16 protein-coding genes and 1 pseudogene are annotated in these 22,221 nt (G+C 62.2%); 6 read left to right on the top strand and 11 right to left on the bottom strand.

The window, feature by feature from the left end:
* Nucleotides 1-437: transposase (locus tag QP828_RS08190; protein ID WP_284891533.1), on the top strand; the 437-nt coding region annotated here is incomplete at its 5' end.
* A 337-nt stretch (nt 438-774) separates the two neighbouring features.
* On the opposite strand, the gene QP828_RS08185 is transcribed toward QP828_RS08190, so the two are convergent.
* The 3 genes from QP828_RS08185 to clpB form a co-directional block, all read right to left on the bottom strand.
* Nucleotides 775-1,500, bottom strand: a complete 726-nt coding sequence (locus QP828_RS08185; RefSeq protein WP_274732375.1) for a hypothetical protein — start codon at nt 1,498-1,500, stop codon at nt 775-777.
* A 78-nt stretch (nt 1,501-1,578) separates the two neighbouring features.
* Complete coding sequence (locus tag QP828_RS08180; RefSeq protein WP_274732374.1) at nt 1,579-1,896, bottom strand: hypothetical protein; 318 nt, start codon at nt 1,894-1,896, stop codon at nt 1,579-1,581.
* A gap of 283 nt (nt 1,897-2,179) precedes the next feature.
* Complete coding sequence (gene clpB / locus QP828_RS08175) at nt 2,180-4,807, bottom strand: ATP-dependent chaperone ClpB (RefSeq protein WP_274732373.1); 2,628 nt, start codon at nt 4,805-4,807, stop codon at nt 2,180-2,182.
* A gap of 197 nt (nt 4,808-5,004) precedes the next feature.
* Here clpB and QP828_RS08170 point away from each other — a divergent pair, with 197 nt between their 5' ends.
* Nucleotides 5,005-6,027 carry an Fpg/Nei family DNA glycosylase gene (locus tag QP828_RS08170; RefSeq protein WP_274732372.1) on the top strand — a complete coding sequence of 341 codons (1,023 nt, stop codon included), beginning with the start codon at nt 5,005-5,007 and terminating at the stop codon, nt 6,025-6,027.
* Here the strand turns inward: QP828_RS08170 and QP828_RS08165 are convergent.
* Nucleotides 5,981-9,889 (bottom strand): FtsK/SpoIIIE domain-containing protein, encoded by a 3,909-nt coding sequence (locus tag QP828_RS08165; protein ID WP_284891530.1) that lies wholly within the window; start codon nt 9,887-9,889, stop codon nt 5,981-5,983. The genes QP828_RS08170 and QP828_RS08165 overlap by 47 nt on opposite strands.
* Before the next feature lie 298 nt (nt 9,890-10,187).
* On the opposite strand from QP828_RS08165, the gene QP828_RS08160 reads away from it, so the two are divergent.
* Together QP828_RS08160 and QP828_RS08155 are read left to right on the top strand one after the other, a co-directional pair.
* Nucleotides 10,188-11,636: a hypothetical protein gene (locus QP828_RS08160; protein ID WP_274732370.1), complete on the top strand. Its 1,449-nt coding sequence runs from the start codon at nt 10,188-10,190 to the stop codon at nt 11,634-11,636.
* Nucleotides 11,630-13,021, top strand: coding sequence for a type VII secretion protein EccB (locus QP828_RS08155; RefSeq protein WP_274736539.1), 1,392 nt, complete (start codon nt 11,630-11,632; stop codon nt 13,019-13,021). Before QP828_RS08160 ends, QP828_RS08155 begins: the two co-directional genes overlap by 7 nt.
* Before the next feature lie 118 nt (nt 13,022-13,139).
* Here the strand turns inward: QP828_RS08155 and QP828_RS08150 are convergent, their stop codons facing one another.
* The 4 genes from QP828_RS08150 to QP828_RS08135 form a co-directional block, all read right to left on the bottom strand.
* A complete protein-coding gene (locus QP828_RS08150) occupies nt 13,140-16,409 on the bottom strand; it encodes a VaFE repeat-containing surface-anchored protein (protein ID WP_284891528.1) in 3,270 nt (1,089 codons plus the stop codon).
* A gap of 127 nt (nt 16,410-16,536) precedes the next feature.
* Nucleotides 16,537-16,824: a WXG100 family type VII secretion target gene (locus QP828_RS08145; protein ID WP_284891526.1), complete on the bottom strand. Its 288-nt coding sequence runs from the start codon at nt 16,822-16,824 to the stop codon at nt 16,537-16,539.
* 41 nt (nt 16,825-16,865) lie between these two features.
* The gene (locus QP828_RS08140) at nt 16,866-17,201 is read right to left on the bottom strand and encodes a WXG100 family type VII secretion target (protein WP_284891523.1); all 336 of its coding nucleotides are present in this window, start codon (nt 17,199-17,201) and stop codon (nt 16,866-16,868) included.
* A gap of 281 nt (nt 17,202-17,482) precedes the next feature.
* Complete coding sequence (locus QP828_RS08135) at nt 17,483-17,713, bottom strand: hypothetical protein (protein WP_026428632.1); 231 nt, start codon at nt 17,711-17,713, stop codon at nt 17,483-17,485.
* Between the two features lie 85 nt (nt 17,714-17,798).
* On the opposite strand from QP828_RS08135, the gene ybaK reads away from it, so the two are divergent.
* The gene (ybaK, locus tag QP828_RS08130) at nt 17,799-18,308 is read left to right on the top strand and encodes a Cys-tRNA(Pro) deacylase (protein WP_284891521.1); all 510 of its coding nucleotides are present in this window, start codon (nt 17,799-17,801) and stop codon (nt 18,306-18,308) included.
* 14 nt (nt 18,309-18,322) lie between these two features.
* On the opposite strand, the gene gluQRS is transcribed toward ybaK, so the two are convergent.
* Both gluQRS and QP828_RS08120 read right to left on the bottom strand, forming a co-directional pair.
* Nucleotides 18,323-19,243: a tRNA glutamyl-Q(34) synthetase GluQRS gene (gene gluQRS, locus QP828_RS08125; RefSeq protein WP_284891519.1), complete on the bottom strand. Its 921-nt coding sequence runs from the start codon at nt 19,241-19,243 to the stop codon at nt 18,323-18,325.
* 3 nt (nt 19,244-19,246) lie between these two features.
* Nucleotides 19,247-20,557, bottom strand: coding sequence for a C1 family peptidase (locus QP828_RS08120; protein ID WP_087069975.1), 1,311 nt, complete (start codon nt 20,555-20,557; stop codon nt 19,247-19,249).
* A 97-nt stretch (nt 20,558-20,654) separates the two neighbouring features.
* On the opposite strand from QP828_RS08120, the gene QP828_RS08115 reads away from it, so the two are divergent.
* Nucleotides 20,655-21,425: an HNH endonuclease family protein gene (locus tag QP828_RS08115; protein WP_274736538.1), complete on the top strand. Its 771-nt coding sequence runs from the start codon at nt 20,655-20,657 to the stop codon at nt 21,423-21,425.
* Between the two features lie 486 nt (nt 21,426-21,911).
* On the opposite strand, the pseudogene QP828_RS08110 reads toward QP828_RS08115, so the two are convergent.
* Nucleotides 21,912-22,221 (bottom strand): annotated as a pseudogene (locus QP828_RS08110) (ExeM/NucH family extracellular endonuclease); the annotation flags it as partial.

Below are 22,221 nucleotides of genomic sequence, written 5' to 3'. Positions count from 1 at the left end.
CGGCACCTAACGAGGAAGGCGCGCTAGGTGCTTTGGAGGCGTTTAAAGAAGGAGAGTGGGGGCGTAAATACCCGGCGGCGGTAGCGGCCTGGCAGCGGGCTTGGGACCGGTTTATTCCGTTCTTGGCTTTCGGTCCGGCTACTCGTAAAGCGATCTATACGACGAATAGTATTGAGTCGTTGAATTACCAGCTACGTAAAATTATTAAGAACCGTGGGCATTTCCCTTCTGATGGGGCAGCGGTCAAACTCATGTGGCTAGCCATCATGAATATCGAGGATAAACGTGCCAGGCAGCGAGCTAGGGATGCTGTACGACCCAAGGGTAGTGCGCGTAAAGGACCTGGCCGGCTTATCGAAGGGCAAGGCGTGCAGGGCTGGCAGAAAGTATTAGGCGAGTTATCCCTGCACTACCCAGACCGGTTCCCAACCAACTAAACAAAACCATTTACACAAAAAACTTGACAAGCTCTGGGGAACAAGGAGGGGAGCACACCCGGAAAACCGGGGTGCTCCCCTCCCACACAGGAACTTCTGATACAGCCCCTAACCACCGGTCCCGAAAAGCGAACTTCTCCTCTTCCGTAGTAAATTTAGGAGGAATCTCTATATCAGATGTCCAAGAATTCGGATTCCATTCGGATGCAGCGGACACTGCCAATTCGCTGTCAACATTGCCAGCGGTTCCGTAATCAGAATCGCCAGCGGCACAGCCAGTCAGTACTGCAAGTACAAGTCCGAGAGCAGATCCAGTCTTATATTTCATGTCCACGTCTCATTCCAACCCGTAAAACTGGGAAGCAGGAGGTGTCTTCGGACAGGTTTTCCATACGTCAGGAGGAATCTGGGTCAGGAGAGCTCCATCATTACTGGGGAACCATCTGTGTTCGGCATCGGTATAAAATGTCGCGACATATGTTTCCCGGGCAGGACGCTCGGAAGTATCGACAGTAAGACCGTGAGCCGCCAAGCAGGGAATATAATACTCGTCCCAGTAATCCCATATCACTCTCAATTGATCTTCTGACCAGTCAGTAAGAAATTCCGGATTAGGAAAATACATCGCTTGGCACTCGTACGCAGCAATTTTGTACGCCTCATATTGAGACTCTGGAATAGTTGGGTTAAAAATAACTCCGCCCCGAGGTATCGCATGAGCGCTGAAACCTCTTTCCCTGAAGCATTCAGCATTCTTATTATCCATCAATTCCAGAGATTCTTGCCATTCCACAAGCGGAATATCCGGCGGCGTCTCAATTTCCAAAAACTCCGCGTGACGTTTTAGCCACTGCGTGCGAAAAGCAAGTTTCTCTTCCTCCGTGTGATAGTGCGGAGAGATTTTAATCTTCGCTTTCCAGGTATTCGGATCCCATTCGGAGGTTGAAGCCGCAGCCGCTTGATTTCCAGATTTTCCCACGCTTTCGGAATCGGAACTACTAGTTCCGCAGCCCCCCGCCACCATAAGAGCGACAAAGAAAACGGCCAACTTTTTCCACTTCATAAGCCACCGCATTTCGTGATACACGTGGCGGCGAGAAAGACAGCACTTTCCCGCCACCACACGCGTATGAGATAAGATCTACCAGTCTATCGGGGTACAGGTAGCGTGGGTAGGTGCACGAAGAAGCTCCGGTGCCGCAGCGCTCCAATTACCGTTGAAGTGATTAGAAACAACGCTCACTTCGAACCGACCCACCGCATTGTAAAGCACGTCGCTTCGGACTTTTACCACCATATATTCCGAGGTTTGCTGCTTTGCATACACCCCAACATGAGCCTGATTAAAGTTGCACTTCTTGTAGCCACCCACCTGGATAGCACTGGCTGATGGCATGAATGCCACAACAGATAGCAGTGTTGCCGCGAATGCGGCACCTACTTTTCGGATAGTCTTCACGATCTTCCTCCTATTCTCCGTTGAACGGTGTGGACCTGTGATCCTTAACGACGCTCAAAGGAACGCCGTTAAGATCAGAATAAAGGACACATTCAAGATCCGTCAAGACTTTTTACAGAGTAATTTCAGCGAGCAAATTGTGCGCAATCGCATCACACACAACAGCCCCACATAGCGCACCGCCGCGAGTAACGGCAACACTGCCCGCCAAACTTCACGGAAACAGCACGTCCGGGGTGTGCCGCGTCGGCACACCCCGGACGTAGATAGGGCTCTTCACTTATTAGGATTCGACGCTGAGACGCAAGGCATAGCCCCGGCCCGGAACCCCGCCACTGGCCGTAGCATTTTCCTGGGTATCCACCCGGATAGTATCCCCGTCATGTGCTTCCCCGGCGAGGATCATACGGGCCAGCTGGTCACCGATTTCCCGCTGGATAAGCCGGCGGAGCGGGCGAGCCCCGTAGGCCGGATCGTATCCGTCCATCGTCAGGTAATCGCGCGCCGCCGGGCTCACGTCCAGATGCATACGCCGCTCACCCAGACGCTGCTCCAACTGCGTGATTTGCAGATCCACGATCTTGCCGATTTCCTCCATGCTCAGCGGGTGGAAAACAATCACGTCGTCCAAGCGGTTGAGGAACTCCGGCTTGAAGTGTGCCCGTACCGCCGCCATGACCGTGTCATATTGGGCCGCGGCATCCAAGGTGGGATCAGCTAGAGCCTGCGAACCCAAATTCGAGGTGAGGATGAGGAGGGTATTGCGGAAGTCCACGGTACGGCCCTGGCCGTCCGTGAGGCGCCCGTCGTCCAAAACCTGAAGCAGGATATCGAAAACATCCGGGTGGGCCTTTTCCACTTCGTCCAGCAGAATCACCGAGTAGGGCCGCCGCCGCACCGCTTCGGTGAGCTGGCCGCCTTCCTCATACCCCACGTATCCCGGAGGTGCCCCGACCAGCCGCGACACCGAGTGCTTTTCGGCGTACTCCGACATATCGATACGCACCATGGCGCGCTCGTCGTCGAACATAAAGTCCGCGAGCGACTTCGCCAATTCCGTTTTCCCCACACCCGTAGGCCCGAGGAAGAGGAAGGACCCATCGGGCCGGTTCGGATCCTGCACCCCGGCACGCGAACGGCGCACCGCATCGGATACCGCCCGCACCGCATCCTGCTGGCCAATGAGGCGACGGCCGATTTCCTCTTCCATATGGAGGAGTTTCTCCGTTTCACCCTGCATGAGCTTACCGACCGGCACACCCGTCCAAGCCGCCACCACTTCGGCAACTTCCTCAGAATCCACCCGCTCGGCGATCATCGGTTCATGGTCGCGGCTCGCGCCACTCGCCTCTTCAGCTTCAGCCGCCGCGATCTGGCGTTCCACCTCCGGAATATCACCATTTTGGAGCCGCCCAGCATCCTCATACCGGCCCTCGCGGACCGCTAATTCGAATTCGGTGCGCAGCTCATCAAGCTTGACACGCAAATCACCCACCCGGTTGCGCCCGGCCTTCTCATTTTCCCAGCGCGCGGTCAAGGCAGCTAATTCTTCTTTGCGGTCAGCCAATTCCGCCCGGATGGTTTCTAGGCGGTCGGCGGTAGCTGCGTCGTCGTCCTGCGTTTCAGAAAGATAGGACTCCTCCATGGTGAGGCGATCAACCTGCCGTTGCAAAACATCAATTTCCTCCGGGGAGGAATCCAATTCCATGCGCAGACGCGAAGCAGCTTCGTCGATCAGATCAATGGCCTTATCGGGAAGCTGCCGGCCGGTAATATACCGGTTGGACAGCTGCGCCGCGGCAACCAGGGCACCATCCGTAATTGTTACTTTATGATGCGCCTCGTACTTCGGGGCGATACCACGCAAAATTGTGATGGTATCCTCCACCGAAGGCTCGCCCACGAAAATCTGCTGGAACCGGCGTTCCAAAGCCGGATCCTTCTCAATATTTTCGCGGTACTCATCCAGGGTTGTGGCACCGATCAGCCGCAACTCACCACGCGCCAGCATGGGCTTGAGCATATTTCCTGCATCCATCGCGCCTTCGGAGCCGCCCCCGGCCCCCACGATGGTGTGGATTTCGTCAATGAACGTGACAATTTCACCCGCAGCCTCTTTAATTTCATTCAAGACGGCCTTGAAGCGCTCCTCGAATTCACCGCGGTATTTCGCCCCGGCAACCATGGAGGCAACATCCAGCTGAATAAGCCGCTTGCCACGCAAAGACTCGGGCACATCACCATTCACCATGCGCTGCGCGAGACCCTCCACAACAGCGGTTTTACCCACGCCCGGTTCCCCAATAAGCACCGGATTATTCTTGGTACGCCGGGAAAGCACCTGGACCACGCGGCGAATCTCGCTATCGCGGCCGATCACGGGATCCATTTTCCCTTCCCGAGCCATCGCGGTGAGATCCTGACCGTACTTTTCCAGGGCCTGGAAAGTACCTTCCGGATCCGCGCTATCTACCTTCGCGGTACGCACCCGCGGTAGGGTAGCACGCAGCGCTTCGTGCGATGCGCCCGCGCCGCGCAAAATCTCCCCCGCCTGGGATTGCGAGGCCGCAATCGCCATGAGCAGATGCTCGGTAGAAATATAGGCATCCCCCAAGCTGGTTGCTTCCTTACCGGCCTCCGAAATCACCCGCGAGAGCGGGCGCGAAGCCGCGGGATTTTGCACCGAATCCCCCGCCGACCGCGGCAAGGACGCCAGCGCCCCAGCTACCCGCTCCGCGATATCCACGCGATTAGCACCCACCGCTTCAAGCAGCGCGAGGGCGATTCCACCTTCCTGACCGAGCAAAGCGCTCAGGAGATGCACCGGCTCCACCTGGGGATTCCCTGCATCCGTCGCCGTGCGAATGGCCTGTGCCAACGCTTCCTGCGACTTCGTTGTTAACTTATCCATGACAACTCCTTACATCGGCGGCGGCTACCTGGTCACCACTTCACCGATCCACCCATATCAACGCAAGCTTTCTTGAGTCTATTCCACTCAAGTTAGAAGATGTGCCAATCGTACCGACCTCCTTCATCTTCGGCGGCCACACACCCGAACCCGCCCGCCTATACTGGATGAATTGCATAGCGAATGGAGGAGGAGCGGTGCCGGAAGGTCACGCTATTCATCGTCACGGACGTATTCTCACGGCGCTTTTTGGCGGGGAAACCGTGGCGGCCAGTTCCCCGCAGGGGCGCTTCGCCCAGGGCGCAGCACTGCTCGACGGCTTACGCGCGGGGCGAGCCCACGCCTGGGGTAAACATCTTTTTTGGCCTTTCCTTTCCGCTCGCGAACCGGCCGCCGCAGCACCCGGCACTCCTGACGTTGAGCTTGGCGACCCGCAGGCCACTTGGCTCCACATTCATTTAGGACTCTACGGAAAATGGGCTTTTGCAGGGCCGGGTGTGGCCGGTTTGCATGGCGCCGGAATCCGCGTGAGCCCCACGGAAGATTCGGGTATGCGCAAGACCATCGACGGTGGGCAAGATGGCACCACGCACCTGGTGAACGCCGCGTCTCCGGGTGGTCGCGATGGTCTACCGGAGGACAATATCCAGGTCCTGGGAGAATTGGCGACGACGCCGACAACCCGCTTGCGCCTCGCCGGCCCAGAGGCGGTTGCCCAGCTCACCGGCCCTGCCCGCTGTGAGATTCTCAGCGGGGAAGAAGTCCTCGGGGTGATCGCTCGCCTCGGTCCCGATCCTATTCGCAATGAGGAGGGCGACCGGCAGCGATTCGTGACCGGGGCGCGCCGTCGGAAGATCCCGGCCGGCCAGGTGGTCATGGACCAGGCTGTTGTGGCGGGCCCGGGCAATATTTACCGGGCTGATTGTTTGTGGCGCACCGGGATTTCGCCGTTGCGGCCGGCCAATAAAGTTTCCGAATCCCGCTACCGCCAGCTCTGGGATGACCTGGTGCTCTGCATGGGCCGTGATGTAGATTCCGGAATTATTGTGACAATTCCTCCCGAATACCAGCCCGATCCCATTCCCGCAGGCGATCCGGAGCTCTCGCGTTTCGCGGTCTATCACCGCACCGGCCGGCCGTGCGTGCGCTGCGGCGCAATTATTCGGGAGGAACTTATGGCGGGGCGTCGCCTCTTCTGGTGCCCGGGCTGCCAACGCTAGACCTCGGATTTTTTCCTTGTGCGCCCGGCGATCCCGTGCCACCGGTGAGATATGCCGGGTCGGGTGTAAGCCACGCGATATGCACGGTATCTGCGAGCGAGCCGGTGATCAGCTGGGCTCGCCCCGGAATATCGCGGCGGGCATTCACACCGCGATAGCGAAAATCACCGGAGAGCAGGAGAACGGCCGGGGAGGTGGCGAGGAGGCGCCGCCACAGCGGGATATGACTCAAGTGCGCAGGTTCCGCGGTGGTGAGGATGAGGTGCCACCCCAGTTCGGCAGCGTCCACAAGTACTTCGCCAAGCGGTGTGAGCGCAGAGCTCTGCGGATCAAGGAGTTCGGCATCATCCACCATGACAATAATCGGTGCGGGTGGCGCCGCCACCTCCATATTGTTATTGGCGCGGGGAACTGGAGAGCGGCGGGCGGCGAGCACCTGGGCAAGAGCCTCCATATCCGCGCGAGCCTGCGCTCCAGTTCGGTAACTTCCCGCGATGAGTTCGGGCGGGACGCAGGTGCGCAGCTGACCATGCGGGTCAATGAGAAAAAGACGGGGTGGTGGCGCACTCTGGGTCACTTGGTTGAGGAGGAGGCGCAATGTGGCAGTTTTCCCCGATCCTGCCTCCCCAATAATAAGAACATGCCCGGTGGTGGCAAGATCGAGGGCGGCTGGCCCGCGGTGGCGGGCGCTCACTCCCAGCTGCAGCGCATTCAGCGAAGGGCGGGACGGTACACCTCCCGCCAGGAGCTCTTGGTAGCTGAGGTGCGCGGGGAGCTCCCATAGCTGAGGTGCGGGCGGCCCGGCCCAGGCCGCGCGGATATCGGCAAGGAGATCGCCCCGGTGCGAGGCGGAAACATCCAGGTGCGAGGCGGGAACATCCAGGTGCAGGGCGGGAACATCCCGTCGCGCCCCGGGCGAATTCACGTGCGACAGACCAGAATCTACAGGTGGCCGAGTGGTGGCGAGTAAAAAATGTTCCCCGGCGGGAGTTATTCCCCGGCCCGGGCAGTCTACCGGGACGGCGGCAGCGCGCCGATGCGGGGCATGCGAATCATAGGGATCAGCTAGGCGTAGCTCGAGCCGCGTCGTGAAGAAATCGCGCACGTGCGCGGGAATCTCAGTGGGGCGGGTAGCCGTAGTAATAATGTGAATGCGGCTGGCCGGGCCGCGCTCGATGAGTTCAGTGAGGGGCTCATCCATATCGGGGCGCGCTCGTAGCGCCGCCCACCCGCGCAGGAAAATGAATATTTCTCCGAAAGGATCGGGGTCAGGTGATTGCCCGCTCCGTGCGGCTTCACGAGCGCGGAGCACGTTCCTCAACTCAACCAATCCGGCACGCATCCGCTCCAGCTCAGAATGATCTACCCGAAAACAAATATGCGGCACGTTAATGAGGTGGGCGAGTTCTGAACCGCCGAGATCGCACAGCATATATTGCGCTTCGGCGGGGGTATATCCCAAAGCGATGGCCCCGGCAATGGTTCGCAATGCCTCAGCACATCCCGCACCCGGAGCGCCGAGCACCAGAAGATGAGAATCCGTGAGATCAATATGGAGGGCTTCGCGGCGCTGGAGTAGTGGAAGATCCCGCTCACCCACCGTGAGCCGCAGCGGGGTGGCCCGCTGGCTCGGCGCATACATCCCGAACCTGGGTGAGGTACGCACCGCGATAAGCTCGGTGAGATGGCGCGGGCGGGTGAGCGGTTCCAGCCAGATCGGGTGGGCCCGCGGCCCGGCCCCCAGCAGCGGTTCGAGTGCTGCGGTGAGTGTGCACGACCCGTTCGCGGCCAAGCCCGGCCCGAAAGCCGCATCGGCAGGCCGGGGAGGTAGTGGCCCGCAGCTGCGGCGTCGTACTGCGGGAACGTGAGCCGGCCGTGCCGCGAGCGGGGCAGAAACATAAAACCCGGTGAAGCGGCGCGGCTCGGCACCGCTCGCGAGGAAACCGCAACCGGGCTGGGCCGGGAGGTGAGCGGCCTGCGGGGTTCCAATAACCGCGCGGGATTCATACTCGGAAAAGGTGCGCAGCGCGATCCGGTAGGACAGGTGAGAATCCAGGCCGTGCAACCGGCCTTCGTCCAAGCGTTGGGTGGCGAGCAACAGGTGGATTCCCAGCGAACGGCCCAGGCGCCCGATGGCCACGATGGTGTCGATGAGGTCAGGGTGGCCGCTCAGGAGCTCAGCGAACTCGTCAATAATAATAAGGAGTGGGGCGAGAAGCGGGCCGTTATGGGCGCCGCGAGCGCGAGCTGCCTCATATTCTCCCAGGTGGGAATGCTGGCCGTGCTCGGCGAGCAGGTGTTGGCGGCGGTTCATTTCCCCGCGCAGGGTTTCCTCCATGCGCTCACTCAGGGAAGTATCGCGTTCCAGGTTGGTGACCAGGGCTGCGGTGTGGGGAAGCTCGGCAAAGGCGTGGAAACTCGCCCCGCCCTTGTAATCGATGAGCACCAGGTTGAGCTGCTCGGGCGAGTGCGTGAGGCACAGGCCGAGGAGGAGCGTACGCAACAACTCCGATTTTCCGGACCCGGTTGCCCCCACGAGCAACCCGTGCGGGCCCATCCCACCGGCCGCGGCTTCTTTGAAGTCCAGCCATACTGGATCTCCCTGCGGATCAAGGCCGAGGGGCACCCGCAAAGCGGCTTCCGGGCGCTGGGCTGGGCGATGCGAAGCGACGGCACGCGCCGGGATAAGGGATCTCAATCCGAGAAGATCAGCGTATACCTGTGCACTAGCGGACTGCGGTGCGGAACCGCGGGAGCGGTAGAGCGCGCGGGCGCAGTAGGCAGCTCCGTCCAGGTCAAGCAGATCCGGAATAGCCTCACGCACCCCTGTGCTATCAACGAGGCTGAGATGTGCCGCGTCGTTACCATCGGGAAAATGCACAAGCGCGGCGAGGCTGCCGGGATCGGGCGAGGGACTCGCTTCGCGTTGCACCGGCCAGCCCCGCGGGCCGGGCCCCTCCGGTGGCGGGCCTGCGCGCCCGGAATCTTCCCGGAAATAAAGTGTGATGTGAGAGGGCGATCCTGCGGCTCCCGGTGGTCCGAGTACCCGGGACGGCCGGGGTAGCCCGGGTGGCCCGGGTGGCCCGGGTGCTCCAGCGGAGCCCTTAATAATAAGGTGTGTGACCCGGCCGCGCCCCGCCTCCGTAACGGCGCACGGAGGCAGCCAACTGAGCCAGCCCGCTTCGGCCGCGGGCACGTTATCATCCGGGCTAATAGCTAAATCACCAGGCGGAATGCTCGCAGCGAGCTGGCACAGGACGGCCCGCACCCACGCCCAGGCCGCCTCCCCGCTCACCCGCACGGTGGAATACGAGGGCAGGTCGAGGAGGCCGGGGCCGGGGATTGTGCGCTGTACCTCCGCGGCGCAGCGGTCCCGTGCCCGGCGGGCGGCGTCGTCGCGCTCCCCGGGCGGATCCTCCGCAAGGGTGACGGTATAGGGCGGCGCAAGCAAGGCCTGCCCCACCCGAATCGGGCCCGGCGCGGGCGGCATGCCGCGGCTCAGGCGCAACGGGAGCACAAGCGGAGCCGGATAATGTTCCGCTTCTTCGCGAACACAGGCCTCCAGCATGCGGGCGGCCTCGGCTTCGCACCTGGCCAGGGCGGCGAGGTAATCACGCCGCGCGCCGTCGCGCTTCCCGGCATTGCGTCGCAGCGTCAGGCCCATGTTGAGGAGCGCGAAGGCGAGCATGAGAAACCCCAGCGTTCCCATAAGGAGAAGCATGTGGGCAGAGCGCCGGGCGGTGGAGGAAAGCACCCCGAGCATCACCACAGATAGCAGCGCAGGGATAAACATGACGGCGTTCATTTTCTGCCCGCTGCCGCGATAACACGCGGGCGGCGCGGGAATGGTCACAACCTCCACGTTGCCACCCCCTTCGCGAATGGGCTCTCCTTTTCGGCACACCCTACCGAGGGCGCGGCCTCAAGGCGAGGCACCATCCACAGCTTCGGTACGACGGCGCATCTCTCTCGCACATGACCAGCTGGGCCTGTGGATAACTCGCTGGGCTGTGGATGAGCTCTGGTGAGACGGCGGCCTTCTTGATACCGTGCCCTCACCCCACGGCCGCGACGCTCCGGTACCGGCGGCCTGTGCTATCTCAGGGGCGAGCGCGGGCGAACTACTGCACGCGCAGGTACAAGCGCAGAAAGGAGGGCATATGGCCGGAGAACTAGCAGAATCACGCGGTACCCCATCGGGCGGTACCCCATCGGTGGATATCGCCATTCCCGTATGCGTGCATTGCGCGGGGCGGCGCGGCGAATTCGAGCTAGCCAGCTCGCTTTCACTGACCGCTCTTATTCCCGAAGTACTGCGTCTCCTCGCTCCGGATTTCACGCCTCCCACCTGGACGGTTCGTACCACCACCGGTCAGCACCTGGATCCGAGCCGGCCGGCAGGGGACCTGCTCTTCCCCGGAATCTGCCTGGTTATTGACGGGCCCGCGCCGCCCACGCCTCCCCGCTACGACCCGGTTCTCAGCCGTATCCGCCATTCCACCCTGATCGAACGCGGCGAACTTCCCCCACCTTCGCTCCGCAGCTGCGCCACCGGAACGGCTGTGGTAGCAGGGCTTAGCCTGGCCGGGTATAGCGCGTGTGCCCAGCTCCCCCACGTGCTCGCGCTTCCCGTGCTAGCCGGCATCACCTTTGTTTTCCTCGGTCTTGCTCATGTGAATTGGGCATATGCTCGCCGGCAAGAGGGCTCGCATCTGGGCAGCGGCTCGCACGTCATGGCGCTGGCGCTGCTCGCCGCCAGCGGCTGGGTGGGGGCAGCATGCGGATGGCGCGCCGCTCCGCTCGTATTAGCAGGTGCGGGATCACATATGGGACCGCGTGGGATCGCAGCCGGCTGCCTTCTCCTTATCATCGCGGTGCTCGCCCGGGTGGTGGTTCCCGTGCCGGGTGGCCGAAGTCTTTTGCTCACCTGGGCAATCGGTATGTTGGGCTGGGGCGGCGTGGCCCTGCTCCACGCCCGGCTTGCACAACCCACCGCGCTCGTCATCGTGGTGGCGCTGGTATGTACAGTTCGCGCCATTGCGCCAGTTATCTTGCGCGTGAGCGCTTCTCCACCGGAGATTCCCACCACCGCTGGCCCGGATTTATCTGCGCGGCAGAGCCCGGAAAGCTGGGCGCGTACACTCACCCTCCGCACCCTGGGGGCTGAAGCCGGCGCGGTCTTCGTGATCGCCGTGCTCCTCCCGCTGGCTTGCCGGCCGGATATCCTCACCATGGCCATATGTTGCACGGCGGTAACTGTGCTCGGGCTGCGTGCCATAAGTATGCGAGCCGACGCCGCGTTTGTACTTCGGCTCCTTTTCTTCCTTCTTCTTTATGTGGAGCTTTGTGTGCTGGCCATGCAAAACCCGGCAGCGCAAGCAGCGCCGGGTATTCTTGCTTGCCTGGCAGCTCCGGCGCTGGCCAGTATTCCGGCTGTTTTCCTCGGGTATCGAAGCCACCGAGGAAAACCGGAGAGTATCGACAATAGTGGAGGCCGCGGTGAGCGGTCAGAAGCCGAGCTTCTTCTCACCCGGCGGGTGGAGATTACGGAGCACATACTCACCGCCCTGCTCGGCGCCGGGATAGTTATTGCGGTCAGTCCATGGTAAACGCGCGCGCTATTATGAGCTCCCGCCGTTTCCGGCGCCGTAGTATCGCGGGTGCCTTGTGGTGGGGAATACCGGCTCATGAGGAGGCTCCCCGCCCGGGATTGGCCGGTTTGGCCGGAGCTCTTGGGCTAGCTCTGGTGGCCGCGGCCGGTACCGGAGCGGTACGGGCGCTCTCCCCGCAACTTCCCGAGGGCTGGGAGGATGGCGCGATCGTGGTCGCTGCGGATAGCGGAGCCCGTTATCTCAGTTCCGGTGGAATTCTCCACCCTCTCACTACTCTGGCAGGTGCTTACCTGCTGTATCCAGAAGGAGTATCCACCCATGTGCTCCCAGCTGCCCGGCTCGCAGGTATACCGCGCGGGGCGCCCCTGGGAATTCCCGGCGCCCCTGATTCTTTGCCGACCGCAGCTGAGTTGCACGATCCGTGGTTGGTGGCCTGCCCCGCAAGTGTTACAGCCCCGCAGGCGGACAGCGGGGAAAATATGCAGGGCACGGCCGCGCCGCTTGCCCTGGCGGCCACGGCTCCGCTCCCGGAATATCGCGGCGCCGTGCTGGTGCGAACACCGAGCAGTTTGTGGCTCATCGCCGCCGAGCAGCGCTACCGGGTAGATATACCGGAAGCGGCTTTCCGCAGTGAATTTCCGGGCGTGCCGGTGCTTGAGGCGCCACCGGATTGGGTAGCACTCTGGGCGGAGGGCCGGCCTCTAGCGCCCCTCACGGTTCCCGCTGCCGGAGAGCCGGCCGGGTATCTTCCCGGCATCGGAGCGGCACGGGTCGGTGACCTGGTCGCTTTTGCTGACAGTGCCGGCACCCGCACCTGGTTCCAGATCGGTTCGGGCGGGGTGCTCGAACCGCTCTCCCCCACCGCTTTCCACCTGTATCGGCTCTCCGATCACAGTGCCCGGGCACAGGTGTATGCCCTTGACCCGGCAGCTCGTGCCCATCTTGATTTCCGTGAAACGGGCCCCGGAGAGGGCTGGCCCGCTGATCTTACCGCGGAGCCCGGCCCGGCCTCCGGCGGGGCTGCCGGAACCGCGGAACCCGGCCCCGCCCGGGTATGCGCGGCTTTCCACGCGGGGCGCTCTTTCCTGGTGCACGCACCCGAATCCCCAGCATCACGCAGCGGTGCGGTGCTCGTGGCCGGTACAGATGCGAGCGTGGAAAGTGCCACCCTGGTGCAGGGGAGCACCCTGGTAGAGATTACTGATCTTGCCCGGCTGAGCAGGGCCGCTAGCTGGGATAACATCAGCACACTTGAGCTCCCGCCCGCCTGGCGCACCCGCCTTCCCGAAGCGGCCGCCACTCTTTCCGTAGATGAGCTCTGCACCGATCCGCACGGCACCACCCGGACCGATATTGCTGCCTGCACTCGGCACCGCCCGTGATTGACCGCGCACCCCTCATTTGCACAGGAACAAGCCCGGGCCGGGGAGTGGATATCCTCCCCGGCCCGGGCTGTGAGTGACATGCGTTGTGAATAGGTAGTGGCTGGTTATCTCGGGGTTAGCGGGTAGCGCTGGAACGGGAATTGGCCCGGTAGCGCAAGGTCAAGCCGCCGGCGAGCGCAGTGAGCCCGGCCAAAATCCAGCCCGCGAGCGCCGCACCGGTGCGTTGCAGCTGGGGAGGTGCAGGCGGCGTGACCGGCGGAGTGGCGGGCGGGGTGTGCGGCGGCGTAGCGGGCGGCGTCGTTGGAGGAACCGGTGGTTCTTCGAAACGAACCGTCTGTTCGCTATCGAGCGGATCGGTGTGCTCGGAAATGAGGCGGTCGCCCAGGTACACCCATTCGAAAAGAACCACCTCGCGGCCAGCTAAAGCACTCGCATCAAAGCCCAGCTTAATGCGGGCGCATTCACTAGGTGAACCGGGAATGAAGTCGCTGACTTTCCGCACCGGGGTGCCATCTTTCCCGAGCACCGGCGTCCCATCGGGGAACATGGCGGCCGTTTCAATACGGTACGTTTCTCCGGGAATAAGTGCTCCGCTGAGTTCGCATACCTCATCGGTAATAACCGCATCCGCGGTGGCGCTAAGAATCTGGTCACCGCCGGCACCATCGGTGCGCTTCGCACTAGTTGCGCTCTCAGCCCCACCGGCATCCGCATCCACATCCGCATCCGCAGCACCATCCCGGGCGCGGGTGGCCAGGCGCGTGAAGGTCACCGTCTGGTTGGTGTCGTTCAGGTCAGCATGCACGGCAATATCACGCCCGTCCTGGCGGAGAGTTTCCGTGGCCACCGCCCTGGTGCCGGCCAGAGCTGCGGCGTCGACCTCAAAAACCACCTCTACGCTACCGTGCGGGTGCTCGGGCACGAAACGGCTGGTGCCGGTGAGCTCGCTCCCGCTGGCATCGCGCAGCGGCTGGCCGCTGGTCGCGTCCAGGAGCGCCCCGTGAACCTCGTATTCCTTTCCGGGAATTAGGTGTTGATAAGAAACAGTATCCACCAGGGTGACGGTGCCAGTATTGGGCGCGATATGGGTGTCGGCATGGTGCATGGTGGTGTGGAGGGACGGCTCGCGGGTCACCGTGAACTGCTCGGTCACATCGGTAACACTGGTGGATAGCGGCGCCACCCGATCATCCCCCGCGAAATCGGAGACCACCACGTAGGTGCCCGGCAGGTTTTCCCCGGCCGCGTCCTGCTCCATAATCCAGGAAGGATCACCCACGCTGGGATAGAAACCGTTACGGGCGGGAAGCACCACCGGCTGCCCGATCTGGCGAGCGGACGGGCGGTTCTCATCGGTTACGGCCTGACCTTCCGGGAAGAAAAGCAGGGTGTGGGTGAGCGTTTGAGTATCGGTTCCAAAACCTGCCCCGCCGGTGAAATCGGGGTGATTAGCGGGCAGACCGCTCACCCAGACGTCGTCCACCAGGTAGGTGCCGGACTTCGTCTGGCGAATCGAGAGAGCCGAATCGATCTTCCCGGGGTAGCGTACCGACGTTGTTTCATCGGCCAGCCCGAACGTATCCGACCAGCCAGCCTCAATCCAGGGCGCGAACTCGGCCGGTTGGTCCTCCGCGAGGACTTCCCACACCCAGGTGTACATTCCAGGCTTGCTCACCGGTTCGCTCAATTCTGCCCGGATCGGGCCCGGGCCTTCGGCCACCACCGTCACCGACCCGATTTTTTCCGAGCTGGCCGGAACCACGCCCGGCTCGGGAACGGCCGTGGGTGAGACATACCAGGCGGTGGCCCGGTAAGTAACCGGGATAAAGGGACCGTCCTCAAACGAACCATTCGTTCCCGGGCGGCGGCTCCATTCGCCATCCCGGAAATTCTCATCCGCGCGGGCCACGAAAGTATCACTGAGGACCGTGCCGGTATCTACCACTTTCGCATCAGCCACGTGGGATACCCCGAGAGGCCGGAAGGGGAATTCTTCCCGGGAGGTTTCCTCCGGAAGTCCGTAATGATCAGCCCAATCGGCGTGAATATAGCGAGAATTCTCCCCCTGCTCGTTTTTGCGGACCTCCCATACCCAGGTGACGAAACCACGTTTGGGGGTGGAAAGTTCCGCGGTGAGAGTCTGGCCCGGGCCGTTGGCCTGGACCGTGACCGAGCCCAGGACCTCGGCTCCTTCAGGAACGGTATCGCTGCGCTGCGGGGTGGTGCGGCCCGCCCAGTAGGCGGTGGCCCGGTAGGTAACGGGCACATTTTTCCCCTTCACCTGGGTCCATTTCCCATCCCCGTAATCCTCCTTGACGGCGGTGGTGAGGGTATCGCGAATAACGCCGTCGGTATTAATAGGACGGGTGCTGACCTTCGAAGTGCCCAGCGGCTGGAAATCATAAATAACTTCCCAGGTGCGGCCCGGAACATTGCGAGTGAGGGGATCGCTGACCGGGCGGTGACCGTAGGTGACGGTGTCCTGAACAGTGCCATCAGCCCCGAAAATAGTCAGAGTGGTACGAACCGGGGTATCGAAAACGGCTGTGTAGCTTACCTGGCCATTCCCGGTGGCCGACCACGCCAGCTCCAGCGGCTTGCTATCGGTCACCCCGCTCCAGGTTACGCTCCCGCTCGCGTCAAAAACCGCCGGGCCGGTGAGGGTAATAACCACGGGAATTCCGGGCAGCCACGCCTCGGAATCATCCGGGTGCACCCCGATACCGCGAATGGCACCGCTGCGGTCCCCTTCACCTTCCACGATTCCACTCACGTAGCCGACGGCGGCGCTGGCGCGCGCTTCGCGCACGTAGCTCTGGGCCCGCTCCTCAATATCGGGACGCTGGGTGCGCACCGCCTGCACCAGTTCGTTCACGGTCTCTTGGGCCCGCCCCGGACGTCCCGGGTATTCCTTTTCGAAATTAACGTGGATGAGGTAGCTCAACGCAGCCAGGTTGAGATCATCCGTGGTATTTCCTTCGTAGCGGTTGAGCAGCCAGGCCATTTGCGGGGTACTCAGCTGCAACTCCCCCGGTCCGAGCGCCCGGGATTCAGTAAGGGTCGTAATATCGACCATTTCCCCGGGGCCAGGATCGGCATATTTCGCTTGGATACACCAAATGGGATAGCCCTCCACCGCCACCCCGTTAATTGATTGCGTTTCCGCGTAATGCGGGCCGAGGCGGAGGTGGCCAACAATATTCACTCCTTTAATCTCAATACCGCGGCCAACAGAATGATCCCAATCGGCACGCGCTCCGGCGCCGCCGAACAGACCGGCGCCCGCCAAAGCGAACACCATGAGAAAAGCAAGAAATACCCGAATCACATGTGGGGTGGGTTTCGGGCCCGTGGTTATTGCCATGGTGGATACGAGTCCTTTCACAATATTATTTTTTGCATGACGAAATAGAGCCATGATGAAACTGCATGCAAGGCGAATGCGCATGCATAACGAACGTGGTGCGGGCGGAAAATGCGGGCGGGAAAATACCGCCGTGAACCGCCGCTCCCTACCCGAAGAGGCGAGCCACCGCCCGGTCAGCCGCGCGATAGTTCTGCGAAGCGCATTCCACCTGCTGGCCAATGCGCGCGTAAATGTCATTTAGGGAGCGGGCCGCGGCATGCCACCGCGTTTGCGCGGCTTCGTAGGCTGCCTGAGACTGCCCGTCCCAATCCGCCATCGCGGTGCGTATTCGCGCATCGAGCTGCGCGAGCACCCCCTCGATGCGGGAAGCGTGGGCAGCCATATCAGCCGCCCCCGCGGAGAGTTCCCCAAAATGAGCACGAAGCTCGGTCATGACAATCCTTTCTATAAGTGTGCGGGCACACGCAGGCGCTATTACGCCGCCGGCAGATCCCCGACTAAAGCCGCCATGCGGGAAAAATCCGCGCGGGTGGCCGCGTCTGTTTCAGCGACGGTGGCATCCGCGCGGCCCAGGCGCGCCCCGTAATCAGCTAATAAAGCCAGCAGTTTTTCGCTGGCCGCGCGGTATTCCTCCAGCGCAGCGGCGAAAGCTACCGGGGCGGTACCCCGCCAGCCGGCATGCCAGGCGGCAATGCGGTCCATAGTTGAGTGCAGATGGGCGCGCAAATCCTCCTGAGCCTGGGTAACGAGCGCGCGAACGGTGAGAATCGAATCATTAGCGACCCGCAATTGTGCGGTGGATACAGCCATACATCCCCCTGAGGTACGTAGGTGGTGGCGCGCGGGTGGTGAGAGTTCCGCGCTTCGGACGCCGGCCGGTGAGGACCGGTGTTCCCATAGTGGCTGATAAAAGTGGTGCTTGTCGAGAGGGAGAAAATGTTATCCACAGGCACGAGCCCCGCCGGTGTGTCACCCACAGGCAGGCCGACTTTCACCGGCCCGGTGCGCCCGTGCCCGGCGGCGCCGTCGTACCTCATGACCGTGTTTCAGGGCGACGACACCGCGCCGCTTCCGCGGCGCCCTATCCGGCGCTACAGGAAATAAGCCACCAGAGCGACCATCGAAATAACGAAAGCGATGCCGATAATGGTGGCGCGTTGCCAGAAGAGGCGGCGGCGCGGGTAGTAGCTCTGCCCGGGCTGGTAGCCGCCGAAATCATAGCCGCCGCTCAGTTCTTCTTCGGATTCGATAGCGGGTTCTTCCCCGGTGGCGCTGCCGCGCTGCTGGTCATCATGCCGGCGGCCGAATTGGCGTTTCCTCACGGTTTCCTCCGTCTCCGGGTGGCTGGCTCCCGGTAGGAATATGGTAGTGCATCCATATGAACATGAGGGCTACTATCCTGGACGTATGTCGTCGAAGAAAAATAAGCCGGCCGGGACTCCGGCCCTCCTCGCCCTGGAGAAAGCCGGCGTGGAGTTCACGATTCTTGAGTACGAACAAAGTTTGCATCACGAGCACGGATTCGCCCTCGATTCCGCCGCTGAGCTGGGGATGGATCCCCGTGTTATTTTCAAAACCCTGCTGGCGCGGGTGGATGGGAAGGCGGTGTGCGCGGTGGTGCCGGCTGCCGCCATGCTCAATCTCAAGTCCCTGGCGAAGGCGGCCGGCGGTAAAAAGGCCGCGATGATGGATCCGCATGATGCCGAGAAACTCACCGGCTACGTGACCGGGGGTATTTCGCCGCTGGGTCAAAAACACCGCAGCCCGATTTTTATTGATGCTTCGGCGCGCGAGCTGGAGGCGATGGTGGTGTCGGGTGGGAAACGCGGACTCTCGGTGCGGTTGGCTCCCGCGGATCTAGCGGCCGCGGCCCGCGCAAAATTCGCGCCGGTGGCTGATTTTAGCCGGCACACCTAAGCCGGCCCGGCGGCTCAGCGGCCCGGCCCTGCCTCGAGCGCCGCCACGTCCACATACCAGGGCCCGCGGCGCAGCGCCTGAATATCCAGCTGCTCGGCGAAATCCGCGGCCGTGCGCACCTCCAGCCCCAGCGAACGCCCGATGAGCGCCAGCACATCGGCTACGCTCCAGCCGTATTCCGCGAGCGCCCGCATGGTCACGGCTCCGTCGCGTTTGGCCAGGCGCGCACCGGCCTGGTTGAGAACCATGGGCACGTGCCAGTATTCCGGGGTGGGCGCCCCGAGCAAACGCTGCAAATACACCTGCCGAGGCGTGGAGGGCGCCAAATCCGCTCCGCGCGTGACCTGGGTAATATGCTCAAGCGCATCATCCACCACGGAGGCAAAATTGTAGGCGTACCGACCATCGCCACGCCGAATCACAAAATCGTCGACGACGCCGCTCACTTCCCCGCACACCTCATCGTGAATACTCAGTTCTTTCACCTCGGTGCGCAGCCGCAGGGCCGGCTGGCGGCCCACCGCCGCGAGCTTGGCGCGCCCGGCCCGACGGCCGGCCGCGCTCAGGTCCCGGCAGGTGCCCGGGTATACCCCGGGCGCCCCGTGGGGCGCCCGGGCGGCGTCGGCTAAATCACGCCGGGTGCAATAGCACTCGTAGAGCAGTCCGCGTTCCCACAGGGACGCGAAGGCGGCGTCGTACCCCGCGGTGCGTTGGGATTGGATCTGGACCGGGCCGTCCCAGGTGATGCCAAGGGTGCGCAGGTCAGCGAGCTGGCGCTCCTGGAACTGCGGGCGGGACCGTTCGTCCATATCCTCCACGCGCATGAGGAAGCCGCGCCCGCTGCGCCGGGCCAGAGCCCAGGCGAGGAGCGCGGTGCGGAGATTCCCGAGGTGCAGGTCTCCGCTCGGCGAGGGTGCGTACCGGCCGTACTCCACGGTTTAGGCCAGCGAACCCATCGGATCCCAGGCGGGCAGCACTTCCGGTTCGGTTTCCAGCGCGGCCAGCAGCTCGGCGGAGAGGCGATCCTTGGTGACCGCAACTTCGAAAACGTGCTGGTCGAACCAGGAATCGTTCATGGTCCAGAAGCCCTTATCGGCGTGCTCATCGCCCCAGGAGTTTTCGATGCGCCAGCGGCGCGGGCTTCCATCTTCACGCAGGTCAACACCGGTGAACACCATGGCGTGCGTCATCATCGCTTCGCCGTAGTAGAGCTCATCGGCCTTGGAAAGCGCCAGGTCAATCCCGTAGGTGCCTTCGTAATCGTAGAGCTGGCCGTCCCAAATACCGCGTTCGCGATCCGACTGCTTGCCGGTATCGCAGCCCATCCACACGGGCTGGCCGTCCTTGAGGGTGGCGATGGTGGCTTCGCGGATGACCTCGATGGGAACATTGAGGTAGGTGACCGGCTTGGCGCCCACCACATTGCCGAGGCGATCCACGGTGTAGAGCTTGCCGTACTCATTACGCGGATCATTGACGATGCACACGTACTGGTCCAGATCCGGCAGGTACTTCTGCGCGAATTCCACCGGGGTCATCTTCCCTTCGCGGTGGAAGTTCCCCTCCTCATCTTCGTACTGCCATACAAAGCTTTCCGGCGGGGTGCCCAGGTGAATCGCAAGCACCCGGTAGACCTGCCCCATGAACTTTTCGCGCACGGCTTCACGCTGGCCGGCTTCGGCTTCGCGAATATCGTGGGCGGCGCGGCGCAGCAGCATTTCCAGGGTGCGGTTCATGAGCTGAGTATTGGAGGAAGATTCCGTTTCCGGCATCGCGAACTTCGGGCAGGCCCCGTACTTGTCCACCAGGGCCACGAACATATTCCACTGCCCGCCATCCCCGATGGGATCGGACAGCAGGTAGTGCACGGTGCGGTCATCAACCGGGCGGTCCGCCAGCTCAATCATGGAGGTGAGGAAATAATTGGCTTTCTCCAGCTTGTCGTAGAAATGCTGGAAGGACTGGGAGAACTCGAAGTTCTTCAGGCCGGTGGCGCGATTGACAAGCATCTTCAGCGAGCTGAGCCCGGAGAAAAGCCAGCAGCGCCCGGACTTCTTCTGGTTATTCACCTTCCAGGTGTCCACCTTCACCGACATGGACGGATCAATCGCGTTAATAACATCGCGATCCTGCGCGACCTTCGTGATCGAGGTCTGGGTGACGGCGTTCTGGACGATGCGAGCGGTGCGATCCGCCGCGAAATCCTCCGCAAACTTCTTCACCATATCGGTCTCAAGTGCCTGGGCCATTCATAACTCCTTCATTGTCGTAACTGTGCCAAGGTCCCTCACTATGCTACCTTGCAGGCGCAGGCCCGCCACGGGCCGGTGTCCCGAAAGGTTGGATATGCGTTTTTCGATGGGTCGTTCCGGCGCGCGCCACGGCGATACACAGGCGTCCGGTACCTCTTCTCCGCACCGGCGCATGTGGACGGTCATCGCCGCGCTGCTGATGGTCCTTGCTGCCGCACTCCTGCAACTCTCACATACCGGTTCCGATTCGGAGCCGGGTGGGATCGGTAGCGCGAGCAGCGGCACACTCACCGCCTCCCAGGCACTTTCCGCCCTGAGCGAGCTACCCGGAGGCCGCCCCGATTCCGGGCGTGGCTATTCCCGCGCCGAGTTCGGGCTGGAGGACGGCTGGCCGGATACCGATGGAGACGGATGCACTGTTCGTAACGAGGTGCTGCGCCGCGATCTTGCGGGAGTTACCTTCTGGTCGGGGAAGTCCACGCCGCCCGGTTGCGTCGTCGCCACCGGAACCCTGCGCGATCCGTATACCGGAACGGAGATTTCTTTTGACCGCGCGCGGGAACCTCAGGCCGTGACGATTGATCACGTGGTCGCGCTTTATGATGCGTGGCGGGCCGGTGCGCAAGACTGGGACGCGGATACTCGCGCGCAATTTGCCACCGACCCGCTCAATTTACTCGCGGTCTCCGGGGCGGCGAATAAGGAGAAAGGGCACGCCACCGCCGCGCGGTGGCTGCCGGATAATCCGGCTTTTGTATGCGAATACGCCGCGCGACAGGTGGCGGTCAAGCGTGCTTACGGGCTTCGGGTCGACGACGACGAACGTCACGCCCTGCACGAGGTGCTATCCGATTGCGTCCGGTAAGCCGCGGTTGCGGATGACGCTTTCCATAGTCACTCCCGCTAGCGAACTCCGCTCACACACTTTGCAAGGGTTGGATTCTCTCCAGCTCGTCTCCCAGCGCATCCGCTTCTTTCTCAAGGTCATAACGGGTTTGCAGATTGATCCAAAACTGTGCGCTGGTACCAAAGAACTGACTGAGCCGCAGCGGGGCAGTATGTATTTTCAGAGCTGTACTTCATATGTCGTACATGCGAAGTACACCCCAGAAAAACACCCCTCCCGCCAGCGCGGTGGGACGACTCGCATCGCCACCAGCACCGCAAAAAGCAACGTCCCGACGGGAAGCCCCGTAAAAAGCAACGCCTCAACCGAGAGCCACACAGGATGCAAGTCCACGACACCGAAACAATTTCTTAACGTACTTGCAGTTGCACTTTGTGGCAAACGGGTGGGTGCCCGGAGACACGCGGTCCGAGCACCCACCCGTGTTAGTAGGAAATATGGATCTTAGCGGCGCACCGTTGGGGTATCGGTGCCGTTGCCGTCCCAGTCGCCCATGAAGAGCTCGTCGCTCACGCGCCCGTACGGGAGTGCGTAATCAGCGTTTCCGCTCGTCAGAGAGTTATTGACGTGGATGGTATTGCCGCGGCGGATCGAGAGGGTATCCCGGCCATCACCGTTGAAATCCCCCGCAAGGGTGGTATCGCTAGTCCGACCGTAGGAGAAGGAGGCATCTGCTGCGCCACTGGCCAGAGAATTCTTCACATAGAAAACATTCCCCCGCCGCACCGCAAACGTATCAACACCATCACCATCC

This window comes from Actinotignum sanguinis (assembly GCF_030230305.1).
GTDB classification, from domain to species: Bacteria; Actinomycetota; Actinomycetes; order Actinomycetales; family Actinomycetaceae; genus Actinotignum; species Actinotignum sanguinis.
This window is presented reverse-complemented; position numbering and strand designations above follow the sequence as displayed.

Excerpts from the sequence above, each read along its gene's own strand:
- QP828_RS08145 (WP_284891526.1), bottom strand. The coding sequence starts at position 16,824 with ATGACCGAGCTTCGTGCTCATTTTGGGGAACTCTCCGCGGGGGCGGCT.
- QP828_RS08120 (WP_087069975.1), bottom strand. The coding sequence starts at position 20,557 with ATGGCCCAGGCACTTGAGACCGATATGGTGAAGAAGTTTGCGGAGGAT.
- QP828_RS08115 (WP_274736538.1), top strand. The coding sequence starts at position 20,655 with ATGCGTTTTTCGATGGGTCGTTCCGGCGCGCGCCACGGCGATACACAG.
- QP828_RS08160 (WP_274732370.1), top strand. The coding sequence starts at position 10,188 with ATGGCCGGAGAACTAGCAGAATCACGCGGTACCCCATCGGGCGGTACC.
- clpB (WP_274732373.1), bottom strand. The coding sequence starts at position 4,807 with ATGGATAAGTTAACAACGAAGTCGCAGGAAGCGTTGGCACAGGCCATT.
- QP828_RS08155 (WP_274736539.1), top strand. The coding sequence starts at position 11,630 with ATGGTAAACGCGCGCGCTATTATGAGCTCCCGCCGTTTCCGGCGCCGT.
- QP828_RS08185 (WP_274732375.1), bottom strand. The coding sequence starts at position 1,500 with ATGAAGTGGAAAAAGTTGGCCGTTTTCTTTGTCGCTCTTATGGTGGCG.
- QP828_RS08140 (WP_284891523.1), bottom strand. The coding sequence starts at position 17,201 with ATGGCTGTATCCACCGCACAATTGCGGGTCGCTAATGATTCGATTCTC.
- ybaK (WP_284891521.1), top strand. The coding sequence starts at position 17,799 with ATGTCGTCGAAGAAAAATAAGCCGGCCGGGACTCCGGCCCTCCTCGCC.